The following is a 13501-nucleotide window of genomic DNA, read 5'->3' as shown; positions in this document are numbered from 1 at the left end:
TAATGTGTGGATTCCACACGTATTTCCGCCGAATCCTCTATGTAGCGCATTACCGAAAAGAAATCCGCAGACCGCGGCACCCCACCGGCGAGCGCGGCGCCCGCGGCGCCCGCAGCGCCCGCGGCGCCCGCAGCGCCCGCGGCGCCCGCAGCGCCCGCGGCACCGACGCACACCGCCCAACCCGGTGCCCCCTCTACGCCAGCCCGACCTGCCTGCGGCGCCAGTTGCTCAACCAGTACACGCACATGGACACGACGGGCCCGGCAACGGCGGCGGCGAACATGCCCTGCCACATCAACCCGTAGTAATGGAACACCGACAAGATCACGGACGCGACGATCGCAGGGAAGACCAGCATCTTCTGCTCGGTGAGCAGGCTGGGCAGCTTACCCAGCATCACGTCGCGGGTGAGCGACCCGCCGACAGCCGTGAGCACACCCAGCAGAATGATAGAGATCCACGGCAGATCGTTCTCAATCGCGCGCGTGGCGCCCACGACACCCCAGACGCCGATGGTCACCACGTCCGCGTAAAACCGGAACGTGTCCCAGAATTTGTCCTTGAACGTCATCACAAATGCGACCACCGCGCCGGCGCTAGCGGTGAGTAGGTAACCGGGGGTTTGGAGGGCGGCTGCGGGACCGTCGTTAAGCACGGCGTCCCTGATCAGCCCTCCCGCAAGCGACGAGACCAGCGCAACCACGAGGAAGCCGACCACGTCGAATTCCTCGCGCTTCGCAATCGTCCCGCCAACCACCGCCGCCAAAAACACGCCGATGTACTCCAGCACGAAGTAGAGGGTGTACACCTCTTGCGAAAAGTCCGTATCCACCCGCGCGATTCTAGGACCCCCGCTTAGCGACGAAAGGTCCCCATCCCGAACCCGGGACAGGGACCAGACGAGCGCGAGTTAGACCAGCTGGCGGCGGCCGAAGGCGAAGACCGCTGCGCCGAGCACGGAAGCCAGCAGGAGGGCGATGAGGCCCTTGCCGAACTCGTTGGAGCCGGTCTCGGCGGTGATGCCGCGGCCCTCGGTGGAGGTGGAGCTGTCCATCTGCGACTCAACCTCTGCGCGGTTGGAGGAGAGCATGTTGGCGGACGCCTCGCGCTCCCAGGCGGTCGGGACGGAGCTGGTGCGGGTGATGTCCATGACGTAGGTGCGGCCGTCCTGGTTGAGGTACCAGTTCACGCCGCCGATGATCAGCATCGCCGGCAGCGCCATCGCAGCGGCGAATGCCAGGTCGGCGGTGGAAGAGGTGAGCTGGTAGTGGCTCTCGCCGTTGAGCTCGCGCGGCTGGGACTTGCCCAGTGCCTGGGCGAATGCGGCGATGCTCATCCAGCGTGCGTCGCCCTCGATGCGCGGGGTGTTCAGCAGCGCGCGGGAGTTCACCACGAACTTGTCGCTGTAGTAGATCCAGTCCTCGCCGTTGAGCTTGCCGGCGAACTCGCCGATCTTGAACGCCGGCAGGGAGTCCACGGAGGAGGAACCAGTCTGGGCGGCTGCGGAACCCTCGGCACCGGTGCCGGTGCCGGCCTGGCCGGACGCGGAGACGGTCAGGGAGCGCTCGACCAGGTTCTTCGGCAGCAGCCAGTTCAGCTCGCGGGAGAGCTGGAAGAAGGTCTTGGTGTCGGCGGCGATGGCGCCGTTGATGTCGGCGTCGGCGGCGACAACGTGGATTCCGTTGGAGTGGTACTTGTACACCTTCTGCTCGGCGCCCTCGCCGACGACGATCTCGCCGCCAGCCTTCCAGTCCGGCAGGGACTTCATGGTTGCCAGGGCGACAAGGTACTTCGCACGCAGTTCCTCGGCCTTATTCGCCGGGACGGAGCGGCCGGAGACGACGGCGAGCTCGATGATGCTCATCTCGGTCTCCAGGTTGCCGGTCGCCTTGGCGTCGGCCTGCTTCGCCAGGGCCTCATCGGTGGTCACGGTGACGCCGTCCGGGAGGTAGAACCAGCTCTTGCCGCCCCACATGCCGGCCTCGCCGCCGGCCTTCCACTCGCCCAGCGCCGGCAGGAGGGTGACGGTCTCGCTCTGACCGGTGGCGGTGGCGGACAGGTAGCCGATCAGCGGGTCGGCGACCGGCTTGGTCACCTCGTCGATGGCCGCGTTGATGCTGCTGCCAGCGATCTCAGCGCCGTAGGAGGACTGCGCCGAGGCGTGCGGCGCGATGGACAGGGTCATGGCCCCGGCAAGAGCCAGGGCGGTGATGGACGTGCCGTAACGCTTCATGAGGTTCTCCAGGGTCATTCAGGAAAGGGCTTCGGGTTCAGACTCACTCTAAAGTCTCAATGCAGGCTTTAGACTTTCAACCACTCTAGTCACAGAATTCACATTCGTCACACAAGTCCCGTTAGCCCCTCGTGTTACGCACGCGAAAATGCCCCCACATAGGGGGGCGTTCGGGTCTGTGCGCTGGAGGTTCGTTGCTAGGAAGCGTCGTCAAGCGACACACCCTCGAAGCGCCAGCCGATCACGGCGTTGCGTACCGAATCCTCGAAAGGGTTCGCGGGCTGCACGCAGGAAATCGTGAGCAGGCGGCCGGGCGTGGCCTGCGTGCCCCAAATCGCGGGATCGCCCCCAAGCGCGGACTTGTCGGGATCATGCAGGTCCGTGACCTGGTACTTCAGCCACCAATCCCCGGATTCCGCGGTGCGCAGGTACATCACGTCGCCGATCTTGAGCGTGTGCTCCTCGGCAGACGGGTTGTACAACTTGTCGAACACCGCCGGCACCCCAGCCGCCGCGTGCCCCGCCAGCACCACCACGTCCGACGTGTGCGTGCCGGGGAGCTGATAGGGCTTATCGACGCTCGTATACGCACACGCCTTATTCAACGGACCCGGATCGATCGCGCCGTCCACAACTCGGCAATCCGCGTCCTCGAACTTCGCGGTCAGGCCGACGGCGGGGATGCGCATCTCCACCGGCCGCGACTGGTCGATGATCTCCGGCGGCGCCTCGGCGGGCGTTGTCGGCTGCGCCGTCGTTGCAGTCTCGGCGGGGGTCTCGGCGGTGGTCTCGGCCACCGGCTCCGGCTGCTCCTCCCCGCCCCCGCACGCGCGCACCACGCCGAAGATCAGCAGCGCGAGAATCAGCAGCGCGACCGCGCGGCGCACGTGAAACACCCAGCGCGGCGTCGGGGGTTTGCGGTGCGGCGCGGGGTGGCGTTCGGATCGCGGCAGCTCAGGGGGTCGCCGCGGCACATACGTATCGCCGGCCATGCGGAAACAATACACTCGCATCCATGAAAGAAGTTGCAGTAACAGACGTCCCCGCCGGGGCACAGCTTATCGACGTTCGCGAAAAGGACGAGTACGCAGAAATCCACGCCAAGGGCGCGACCAACCTGCCGCTGAGCGAGTTCGTCATGCACGCCGACCAGATCGACCCGGACCAGGACATTTACCTGATCTGCAAGAGCGGCGGGCGTTCCGCTCAGGCGGCCGAGTACCTGGAGAACGCGCTGGGCTGGGACAACGTGATCAACGTCGCCGGCGGCACCCAGGCTTGGATCCAGGCCGGCATGGAAACGGAGACCCTGGAGCAGGAGGAGCGCGGGTAAAGGGGCGTCGGCAAGCGAAAGCCCCATAGTTGGTGGGGCAAATCGTTTACGTCCCCCGCGAATTTTGCTTACGCTTGGGTTATGTCCCAATCAGCTGAGCTGCCCAGTTCGCTCACCCGGTCGCCGTCGTTTCAGATCGAGCGCGTGCGCCGCCACACGAAGGACGAGGTGGAGCGCACGCTGGCGAAACGCGGCTCAACCATGCGCGAGTACTGGATTCTCAGCTGCGTGATGGAGCACGGGCTCTCGCAGCGGCAGCTGTCGGAAATGCTGGTCATCGACGCTTCCGACATGGTGCGGCTCATCGATTCGCTCGAGGCGCTTGAGTGGGTGAAGCGCGACCGCGACCCCGACGATCGACGCCGCCAGATTGTCACCCCCACCAAGAAGGGCGCGAAGGCGCACGCGTCGTTGATGGAAGAGGTCGCCGCCGCCGAGGACCGCGCCCTCGACATGTCGACCAACAAGCAGCTGAAGTCCCTGAAGCAGCTGTCGAAGGCGATCCTCACCGAGGAGGGGGAGTAGGGGCGGGATTTCCGTGTAATCCCCGGGGCAAGCTTCACGATGAGCTGGGAAGTATGTACGTTTAACGTGCATCCCTGCCACGCTCGATTGTCTCGATTGTTGAGGAATTCCATGAAGAAAGCCCTGCGCGCAGGCATCCTCGCCGCCGCTCTCGCCGCAAGCTCCGTGACCGTTGTCAACGCCCCGGTGGTGTTCGCCGCCGAGGGCGATGCCGCTGGTGGTACCTCTGGCGCAGATACTGCTATTGCAACGAATGCTCCGCTGACGCTCGACCAGCAGATTGAGGATGCAAAGCAGAAGCTTGAAACGGCAAAGCTCGTTCGCGATGCTGCAAAGGCTGAGGTCGAGCGTCTCGAAGAAGCTATCAAGGGTGAGGCAAAGCCGTCTGCCGCACTGCAGAAAGCTTACGACGACGCGAAGAAGGCCGAGGCCACGAAGAAGGCCGAGTACGACGCAGTTAACACCAAGCTGACGACCGCAAAGAACGACGAGAAGGCAGCCGACGAGGCACTGAAGACCGCTAAGCAAGAGCTGGAGACGGCCAAGGCAGACGTAAAGAAGAAGACCGACGCTCATACCAAGGCAGATACTCTCTCTAAAGCGACGGCGGCGACCGAGGGTGAACCGACCCAGGCTCAAATTGACGAGGCAAAGGGAAAGGTAGACGGACTCAAAAAGGAGCTCGATGATGCGAAGTCAGTGCAGGCCGGGAAAGAGAAGGCCGTTGAAGCTGCCGAATCGAAGAAGACTCAGGCATCCAACGCATCTCTTCTCGCCTCGGTAGAGGTTCGTCCCTTGGAGGATGCATACGCCGAGGCACAGCGGGCAACAATGCGTGCGGAAACAGCACTCAAGGCCGGTGTTCTAAACCCGGAAGACGCGAAGAAACAGCTGCCGACTGCGCAAACGCTGTTCACCACGGCGGAGGGATTCGTAACGATCGCCGAATCGAACCTCGCAAAACTTGAAGCCCAGAAGGAGAACCAGGGCAAGGGCTCCAGCCTCCCGGCGTTCAAGGACGGGGACAAGCTCACGCCGTTCGGCATCGCGGTCATCGTGGTCAGCGCGCTGGTTGCCGTGCTCGGCCTGGGCGCAGCCCTGCTGCCCCAGCTACAGGCTTTCCTCCCGCAGCTGCCGTTCTAGTCCGCTGCTCGGAAATCACCGGAGCGCCCCGCTGGGGTTGCTCCGGTTTTTGGTTTGTGGGGAAGGTAGCGGCTGAAAAGGGAGCGTCGATAAGCAAGGTGCAACTAAGTTTTAGTGCAGCCCCCATCCGATCCCGAGGAGTTCCCGTGAAGAAGACCCTGCGTGCTGGCATCGTCGCTGTCGCGATCGCTACTACCTCCGTCACCGTCCCGACCGCGTTCGCCGCCGAGACCACGAACCAGACCGACACCACGAAGACCGAGCCGACCCGCGAGGAGCTCATCGCGGCTGCTGAGAAGGCGCTGACCGACCTGAAGAAGCAGCGCGACGACGCCAAGAAGGCAGTCGAGGACGCTGAGAAGAAGGTCAAGGCTGCACAGGATGCGCTTCCGGCGCTGCAAAAGGCTTACGACGACGCGAAGAAGGCCGAGGAGCCGAAGGAGAAGGCGTTCAACGACGCGAACCGCGACTATCAGCCGAAGAAACAGGCGGCGGATGCGGCTGCATCGGTGTTGGAGGCCGCTGAGAACGAGGTGAAGGCTGCTCAGGACGATCTGGTTGAAAAGCAACAGGTGCTCAAAACCAAGAACGGTTATGTCGACAACCTTGGGGAAAACACCCCGAAGAATGTTCGGGACGCAGCTGTAAAGGAAGCCGCGGATGCCAAACAATTGGTTGAAGCTGCTGAGGCCCGCCTGACGGCCGCACAATCCGCCCGCGAAACGGCTAAGACCAAGGACACCGCCGCGAAGCAGGCGCTCGCCACCGAGGAGAAGAAGCTCGCCGGCCCGCTCGCCGAGATCAACGAGGTGAAGCAGAAGACGGCGGCGGCGAAGTCCGCCCTGGATGCGAAGCAGACCGAGCTGACCAACGCCAACAAGCAGGTCGAGGACGCGAAGAAGAAGCTCGACGAGGCGGAGAAGGCCGTCACCGAGGGCCAAAAGCTCGTCGACGGCGCGAAGAATCCGAAGAAGGGCTCGAGTCTTTCGTCGTCAAGCAAGCAGGGTGCAGAAAACGGTGCGACGGGTGACGACGCCAAGAAGCTGAAGCCGGCTGAAATCGCGGCCATCGTGATTGCAGTGCTGGTGACGCTGATTGGCCTGGGCACGTTCGTGCTGCCGAACCTGCAGAACTTCCTGCCGGGCGTATAGGAGCTGACATGAAAAAGATCACCACTGCAGCCCTGGCGGCTGCCCTCGTTTCCACTGCGTTTGTTGTCCCGGCGTCTGCCGAGGAGGCGCTTGAGCTGCCGACTAATGCTGTGGCTGCATCGAAGCAGAAAGCGACCCAGGAGCAGGTCCGGGAGCTCGAGCAGGAGCTCGATCGGATCTACGAAGAGCTCGACCGGATTCGAAAACCGTTCGTCGATAAGCAGGAAGCTCTCCTAGCGGCGGTGAAGCGTCTCGAGCAAGCAAAGGCTGCCGGCGATGAAGCTGCACAGCGCGACGCTTGGGCCGGGATTCGCGAGAAGGGTGCGGCCCGACATGCGGAGGCGGAGAAGCTGTTCGGGACGGGTGCGCTTGAGAAACTGCTCGATGAGGCTGCGGAGAAGCAGAGCGAGTTGGACGCGATTGCGTTGGCCAGCGAGTTTAAGCCGATCTTGAAGCACGATCCGGCATACATTGAGCTGATCGTCAAGTCCCTGGACGAAGCGGCTCGCGCGCGGAAGGCCGAGGGGTCGGAGGGCGAAGGGTCGGTGAGCGAGGGCTCGGAGACCAGCGAGACCCCGTCTACCGATCAGCCGGCCACGAAGCCGGTGTTCTACCCCGAGCTGTCTGCCGGCAAGATCGTCGGCATCGTCGTTGGCGTGATCGCGGCGGTCGCTGCCCTGGTCGGGCTGGCATCGTTCGCGCTGCCAGGCTTCTTGCCGACGTTCGGTCGGTAGCGTTCTGCGGGCCCTCCGCTTCGCCAGAGGGTGAGACCAACACCGCGAAACCCAGATGGTGAATAAATGGCCCACGGGGCTGTTTTTCACCATCTGGGTTTCACCCCTTTTGGGTCTGGCAGGCATGGCGGACCTGTGGGCGCCACTGGCCTGGTGGGCGCGGCGCGAGGGGCCGACTGGCCAGACGCGCGCCATCAGCCGCACCGCCTCCCACCCCAGGACTCTGGGGCCACAAACCCGGCTAAACCGTTCGGAAAATAGCCGGGTTTAGTTACCTGATGCCCCGGTTTGAGCCCCATTCGGCCACAAACCCGGCTAAACCGTTCGGAAAATAGCCGGGTTTAGTCACCTGATGCCCCGGTTTGAGCCCCATTCGGCCACAAACCCAGCTAAACCGTTCAGCAAATAGCCGGGTTTGCAGCCCGGGCGCGCGCAGCGAACCCCGTGCCCGATGCCCACCGTCCGGCCGCCGGAAATTCGTGGGCGCACACCAACGAATTGCCGTAAACAGCGAGGCAAACTACGGTGTCGGCTATGTCAAAACCAGATCAAGGATCCGAACCGAGCGAGATCCCAGCGCATAACGTCGCCGCGGGGGCCGCTGAGCAACCCGCCGTCGCTGACGCCGCGCCAACCGCCACCACCACCCCGGCGGACCCCGCGCACGCGGAGGGACTGTTGCGTGGGCATCTCGCGCCGTCGTCGCGCACGTTGGTGGACATCGTGCTGGCCACGGCTGCGCAGTACCCGGACGCTGCCGCGATCGACGACGGCGGCGCGGGCACCCGCGACAAGGACGACGAGCAAGACGCGCACGCCGACCCGCACGCCAACGCCGACGACGAAGACGACGACCACGCCGGCATCCTCACGTACGCGGAGCTGGTCGAGGAGGTCGAGCGCCTCGCCACGACGCTGAACCAGAACGGCATCGGCCGCGGCAGCCGGGTGGGCATCCGGATGACGTCGGGTACGCGCCACCTGTACGTGGCCATCCTGGCCACGCTGTTCGCGGGCGCGGCGTACGTGCCGGTGGACGCGGATGATCCGCAGGAGCGCGCGGACCTGGTCTTCGGCGAAGCCAACATTGACGCCCTGTTCACTGACCAGGGTCTTCGGGTGCTGCGGCGTGGGGAACCGAACGTCGAAAAGCCAATGCCCGAGGACGACGCCTGGATTATTTTCACCTCCGGCTCGACGGGCACGCCGAAGGGTGTGGCGGTGACGCATCGTTCGGCGGCGGCGTTCGTGGACGCGGAGGCGCGGCTGTTCTGCCAGGACGAGCCGCTCGGGCCGGAGGATCGCGTGCTGGCGGGCCTGTCCGTGGCGTTCGATGCGAGCTGCGAGGAGATGTGGCTGGCGTGGCGCCACGGTGCGTGCCTGGTGCCGGCGCCGCGCTCACTCGTGCGCAGCGGCCAGGACTTGGGCCCGTGGCTGATTCGCCGCGACGTCACGGTCGTGTCCACGGTGCCGACGCTCGCGGGTCTCTGGCCTGCGGAAGCGCTCGACGGGGTGCGGCTGCTCATCGTCGGCGGCGAGGCCTGCCCGCAGGAGCTCGCGGACCGCCTCAGCGCCGAGCGCGAGATGTGGAATACGTACGGGCCGACGGAAGCGACCGTCGTGGCCAGTGCCGCGAAGCTCGAGCCCGGCAAGCCCGTGACCATCGGCTGGGCGCTCGACGGCTGGGATTTGCACGTGCAGCCGGACGGCGAGCTGGTCATCGGCGGCGTGGGGCTTGCGCGCTACTTGGACCCGGCGAAGGACGCGGAGAAGTACGCCCCGCTCGACGAGTGGGAGCGCGCGTACCGCACCGGCGACCACGTGCGTGCCACCGACGACGGCCTCGCGTTCATCGGCCGCGCGGATGACCAGGTCAAGATCGGCGGCCGCCGCATTGAGCTCGGCGAGGTCGAGGCGAACGTCGCGGCGCTGCCGGGCGTGTACAACAGCGCCGTCGCGGTGCAGAAGCTGCCGGGCGGCGACAAGGTGCTGGTGGGCTACGTCTCCCCCGACCCGGGCACCGAGCTCGATCCGGCGACCATGCGCGCGCAGCTCACCGAGGTGATGCCGGCGGCGCTGGTGCCGCGCATCGCGATTCTGGACGAGCTGCCCGTGCGCACCTCCGGCAAGGTGGACAAGGCCGCGCTGCCGTGGCCGCTGCCCGCCGCCGTCGAGGCCGCGGGCCTCACGGACACGGAGCGTTGGGTGGCGGAGCAGTGGGTCGAGGTGCTCGGCACGGACGTGACCAGCGTCGACGCGGACTTCTTCGACCTCGGCGGCACCTCACTCGCGGCCGCGGCGCTGGTTGCGCGCCTGCGCGACCGCGTGCCGACGTTCGCAGTCCGCGACCTCTACGACCACCCCCGCCTCGGCGCGCTGGCGCAGCGTATCGACGCCGCGTCGAAACCCGTCGCACCCACCCGCAACCGCGACGTCGCCCCAGTGTCCGCGGGCACGCATGTGGCGCAGACGCTCGCGCTGATCCCCATTATGACGCTGCGCGCCGCCACCCCGATCCTCTGGATCATGCTGGCGATGCTGCTGGTCTGGCCGGCGACCGGCCCGGCAGCCGGCACGATCATCGCGCTCTGGGTCCTTTTGTGCACCCCGCTCGGCCGCGTGCCCATCGGCGCGCTCGGCGCGCGGCTGATTCGCGACGGGTTCCGCGGCCCCCTCAAACCGGGTTCCTACCCGCGCGGCGGCGCGACGCACCTGCGCCTCTGGGCCGCGGAGCGCTGGCTGCAGGCCTCCGGCGCGCTCAACGTCTCGGCCACGCCGCTGATGAAAACCACGGCGCGGCTTTTGGGCAACCGCGTGGGCAAGGACGTCGACATGCAGACGCTGCCGCCGGTCAGCGGCCTGGCCACTATCGGCGAGGGCGCGTCCCTCGAGCCGGAGGTGGATCTCTCCGGCTACTGGATCGACGGAGACGAGCTGCGCGTCGGCACGGTGACGATTGGCGAGGGCGCCCGCGTCGGCACGCGCAGCACGCTCATGCCCGGCACCGACATCCGCGACGGCGCCGAGGTTGAACCCGGTTCCACCGTCACCGGCCGCAAACCGGTGAAGAAGCGGTGGGCCGGCTCGCCCGCGCGCAAGGTGGGCAAGACCAAGCAGACGTTCCCGGAGGAGGCGCCGCCGGCGGGCCGTAAGTGGGAGGCCGCGTACGCGCTGAGCGCACTGGGCATCGGCCTCATCCCGGTGGTCAGCGTCGCGCTCGCCGCGTGGGGCGCGGTCATCCTCACCTTCGCCACCGGCCGGCCGCTTCTCAGTGCGGCGCTTGGCGGCCTGATCTTCCAGGCAGCCGGGCTGGTGCTGACGCTTGTTGGGGTAAGACTGGCGTCGATAAGCGTGAAGCCCGGCACCCACCCCGTGCGCAGCGCACCCGGCTGGGGTCTGTGGACGGTCACGCGCCTGATGGACGACGCCCGCAACCGCCACTTCCCCCTCTACGCCAGCCTGCTCACGCCGGTGTGGCTGCGTGCGCTCGGCGCGCGCATCGGCCGCGGCGCGGAGGTCTCCACCGCAGTCATGGTGCCGAAACTCACCGAGGTGCGCGAGGGCGCATTTCTTGCCGACGACACCCTCATCGGCCCCTACGAACTTTCCGGGGGCTGGATGCGTGCCGACGAAAGCGTCATCGGCAAGCGCGCCTTCGTCGGCAACTCCGGCGTTGTGGCGCCGGGCCGCAAGGTCGGCCGCGGGTCCCTGGTGGCCGTGCTTTCCGCCGCCCCGAAGAAGGCGAAGGCCGGGTCGAACTGGTGGGGCTCCCCGCCGGAGCGCATGCGCCGCGTGGAGGTTTCCGCAGGCGAGGGCGAGGCAGCGACCTTCGCGCCGACGTTCGGCATGCGGGCGCGCCGCGGGCTCATCGAGACGCTGCGCCTGCTCGCCCCCGCCGCCCAGGGCCTCGTCGCCGGTGCGTTCGCGATGTGCGCATTCTCGCTGGTGGAGCGCTTCGGTTTGTGGGCGCTGCTGCTCGGCGGGCTGCTCTGGATGGCGTTCGGCGCCGTGGCGGTCGCTGTGACGGCGGCGGTGAAGTGGGTGTGCGTCGGCAAGCATCGCGCCGGCGAGCACCCGCTGTACTCCTGGTTCGTGTGGCTCAACGAGCTGCAGGATCAGTTCGTGGAGATGCTGGCCGCCCCCTGGTTCTTCAACTGGGCTGGCGGCACCGCCGAGATGAACCTCGCGCTGCGCGCCCTCGGCGTGCAGGTGGGCCGCGGTGCGTGGGTGGAGTCCTACTGGTTCCCGGAGACGGACCTCTGCCGCGTCGGCCCGGGCGCAACCGTCGGCCCCGGCACCGTCGTGCAGACGCACCTGTTCCAGGACCGCGTCATGTCCCTTGCGCCCGTCGAGGTTGGCGCGGGTGCCACCCTCGGCCTCAACTCGGTGATGCTCCCGGGGGCCACGCTTGGCGACACCTCTTCCGTCGGCCCCGGTTCCCTCGTCATGCGCGGCGATGTCGTACCGGCCGCCACGGCGTGGCAGGGCAACCCCGTCGAGGCCACGTAGGGGTCACTTAGGTGGACTGCGATGCCCGCGCGATCTGTGCAATGGGGAGCATGAGGTGGAGCGGCTCCCCGGGCATCTCCTCGAAATCAGCATGCGCCAGATAGAACCCCTTAGCTCGTTCATCCAATGCGTGAACCACGAGAGCCGCGGCACCCACTGATTCAGATGCAGCGAGACACCTTGAAAGAGCATCCCTGAGCAGGCTTCGTCCGATTCCCAAACCTTGTGCCCTGGTGTCCACCGCAAGGCGGGCCAGGATAACCACGGGAACTTCGCGGGGTCTGCCGCGAGAAAAATCGGCGGGAACCAACTCCTTTTCCACGCTGCCGGTGCAGACAGCGTAGTAGCCCATCACCTGCCCATTCCACGTGGTGACGTACACGACACAATTTCTGGCTCGCTGGTTCTGCCAGGCATAGCGATGAAACCAAATGTCTAGCGACGGTTCGCCAGATTGAAAGTCGCTTCGATTGTCCGACTTCTCGAGCCTCCTCGGCGCATGGAGGACATTGTCAGCGCTCAAGATTGATCTCCCGCCCGAACACGCTAGGTTCCGCAAAGAGCGCGGCAAGCTTGTCAACCCTGATTGGCCTGTCGAGTGATTGGCGGAAGACGTCAAAGTCATGGTCGGTCAGCACAAATCTGCGCTTATCCGCCAGCACCATTTCCGCCTCGTGCATCGCGCTACGAAGCACGAATTCCGTCACAGAGACTTCCGACTCTTCCGCTGCCAGTCGCAGCACCTCACTCTGGTCCGAGGTAGCTCGCAGGTTGAGTCTCTGATCCTTGATGGTCATTAGAATTCCCCTTCAGTAGATTCTGTACACACATTGTACGTACATCTACGGGGAACAGGCAATGCCCTTTCCCCTCAACCGACCCCAGGTTTTGAAAATAGACAGAGTGGTGTACTTTAAGCGCACAGGTTAGTTCGCCAAGCGTCGGAACGAAGCCCAGCTCACGCCGACGTCGACCAAGAAAGTAGACCGATATGTCTAACACCCGCACCCGCATCGCCGCCGGTCTCGCAGCACTCCTGGCAGCAGCCAGCCTGACGGCGTGCTCGAACTCGGAGTCGGCAAGCACGTCGTCGGCAAGCGATAAGCCCGCGGCGAGCGCCGGCTACCGCTCCGTCGAGGACATCCAGAACGACGGCACCGTGAAAATCGGCGTGTTCTCCGACAAGGCCCCGTTCGGCTACGTGGATTCGGCGGGCAAGTACGCCGGCTACGACATCGAGTACGGCAACCGCCTCGGCGAGGACCTCGGCGTGAACGTGGAGTACGTGCCGGTTGAGGCCGCCTCCCGCGTCGAGTTCCTGGACACCAACAAGGTGGACATCATCCTCGCGAACTTCACCGTCACCCCGGAGCGCCAGGAGAAGGTGGACTTCGCCAACCCCTACATGAAGGTCTCCCTCGGCGCCGTCACCCCGGATAAGGCTCCGATTGACAAGGTCGAGGACCTCAAGGGCAAGAACGTGATCGTGGTCAAGGGCACCACCGCGGAGACGTACCTGGAGAAGAACCACCCGGATGTGAAGCTGACCAAGTTCGAGCAGTACACCGAGGCCACCAACGCGCTCATCGACGGCCGCGGCGACGCCTGGGTCACCGACAACACCGAGGCCCTCGCTTGGGCCGCGAACACCCCGGGCTTCTCCACCACCATCCCGTCCCTCGGCGACACCGACACCATCGCAGGCGCCGTGGCCAAGGGCAACACCGACCTGCGCGACTGGATGAACAACGAGCTCACCGAGCTGGGCAAGGAGAACTTCTTCCACCAGGCGTACGACAAGACTCTGAAGCCGGTGTACGGCGACGCCGTCTCCGCCGACGACCTCGTCGTCGAGGGCGGCAAGCTCTAAATC

The 13501-nt window shown here is 65.7% G+C and carries 12 protein-coding genes; 7 read left to right on the top strand and 5 right to left on the bottom strand.

Annotated elements, in window-relative coordinates:
* Positions 1-193: 193 nt before the first annotated feature.
* The 3 genes from M5J20_RS08600 to M5J20_RS08590 form a co-directional block, all read right to left on the bottom strand.
* Positions 194-832 (bottom strand): trimeric intracellular cation channel family protein, encoded by a 639-nt coding sequence (locus M5J20_RS08600; protein ID WP_253578550.1) that lies wholly within the window; start codon positions 830-832, stop codon positions 194-196.
* A 78-nt stretch (positions 833-910) separates the two neighbouring features.
* On the bottom strand, positions 911-2251 hold the full coding sequence (locus M5J20_RS08595; protein ID WP_253578548.1) for a hypothetical protein: 1341 nt from the start codon (positions 2249-2251) through the stop codon (positions 911-913).
* A gap of 179 nt (positions 2252-2430) precedes the next feature.
* On the bottom strand, positions 2431-3225 hold the full coding sequence (locus M5J20_RS08590) for a sortase family protein (protein WP_253578546.1): 795 nt from the start codon (positions 3223-3225) through the stop codon (positions 2431-2433).
* A 23-nt stretch (positions 3226-3248) separates the two neighbouring features.
* Here M5J20_RS08590 and M5J20_RS08585 point away from each other — a divergent pair, with 23 nt between their 5' ends.
* From M5J20_RS08585 to M5J20_RS08560, 6 genes are all read left to right on the top strand, one after another.
* Positions 3249-3566 carry a rhodanese-like domain-containing protein gene (locus M5J20_RS08585; protein ID WP_253578544.1) on the top strand — a complete coding sequence of 106 codons (318 nt, stop codon included), beginning with the start codon at positions 3249-3251 and terminating at the stop codon, positions 3564-3566.
* Positions 3567-3647: 81 nt separating this feature from the next.
* Positions 3648-4091, top strand: a complete 444-nt coding sequence (locus tag M5J20_RS08580) for a MarR family winged helix-turn-helix transcriptional regulator (RefSeq protein WP_253578543.1) — start codon at positions 3648-3650, stop codon at positions 4089-4091.
* A 111-nt stretch (positions 4092-4202) separates the two neighbouring features.
* A complete protein-coding gene (locus tag M5J20_RS08575; RefSeq protein ID WP_253578541.1) occupies positions 4203-5234 on the top strand; it encodes a hypothetical protein in 1032 nt (343 codons plus the stop codon).
* Positions 5235-5380: 146 nt separating this feature from the next.
* Positions 5381-6385 carry a hypothetical protein gene (locus M5J20_RS08570; protein ID WP_253578539.1) on the top strand — a complete coding sequence of 335 codons (1005 nt, stop codon included), beginning with the start codon at positions 5381-5383 and terminating at the stop codon, positions 6383-6385.
* Positions 6386-6393: 8 nt separating this feature from the next.
* Positions 6394-7119: a hypothetical protein gene (locus M5J20_RS08565; protein ID WP_253578537.1), complete on the top strand. Its 726-nt coding sequence runs from the start codon at positions 6394-6396 to the stop codon at positions 7117-7119.
* 534 nt (positions 7120-7653) lie between these two features.
* Positions 7654-11628 (top strand): Pls/PosA family non-ribosomal peptide synthetase, encoded by a 3975-nt coding sequence (locus M5J20_RS08560; RefSeq protein ID WP_253578535.1) that lies wholly within the window; start codon positions 7654-7656, stop codon positions 11626-11628.
* A gap of 7 nt (positions 11629-11635) precedes the next feature.
* On the opposite strand, the gene M5J20_RS08555 is transcribed toward M5J20_RS08560, so the two are convergent.
* A complete protein-coding gene (locus tag M5J20_RS08555; protein ID WP_253578533.1) occupies positions 11636-12253 on the bottom strand; it encodes a GNAT family N-acetyltransferase in 618 nt (205 codons plus the stop codon).
* Positions 12141-12425: a type II toxin-antitoxin system TacA family antitoxin gene (locus M5J20_RS08550; protein ID WP_253578531.1), complete on the bottom strand. Its 285-nt coding sequence runs from the start codon at positions 12423-12425 to the stop codon at positions 12141-12143. Before M5J20_RS08550 ends, M5J20_RS08555 begins: the two co-directional genes overlap by 113 nt.
* 194 nt (positions 12426-12619) lie before the next feature.
* On the opposite strand from M5J20_RS08550, the gene M5J20_RS08545 reads away from it, so the two are divergent.
* Positions 12620-13498 (top strand): transporter substrate-binding domain-containing protein, encoded by an 879-nt coding sequence (locus M5J20_RS08545; protein ID WP_253578528.1) that lies wholly within the window; start codon positions 12620-12622, stop codon positions 13496-13498.
* The last annotated feature ends 3 nt before the right edge of the window (positions 13499-13501 follow it).

This window comes from Corynebacterium stercoris, from assembly GCF_024160105.1.
In the GTDB taxonomy this organism is placed as follows: domain Bacteria; phylum Actinomycetota; class Actinomycetes; order Mycobacteriales; family Mycobacteriaceae; genus Corynebacterium; species Corynebacterium stercoris.
The sequence above is the reverse complement of the archived record's forward strand: the minus strand, read 5'-3'. Positions and strand labels throughout refer to the sequence as shown.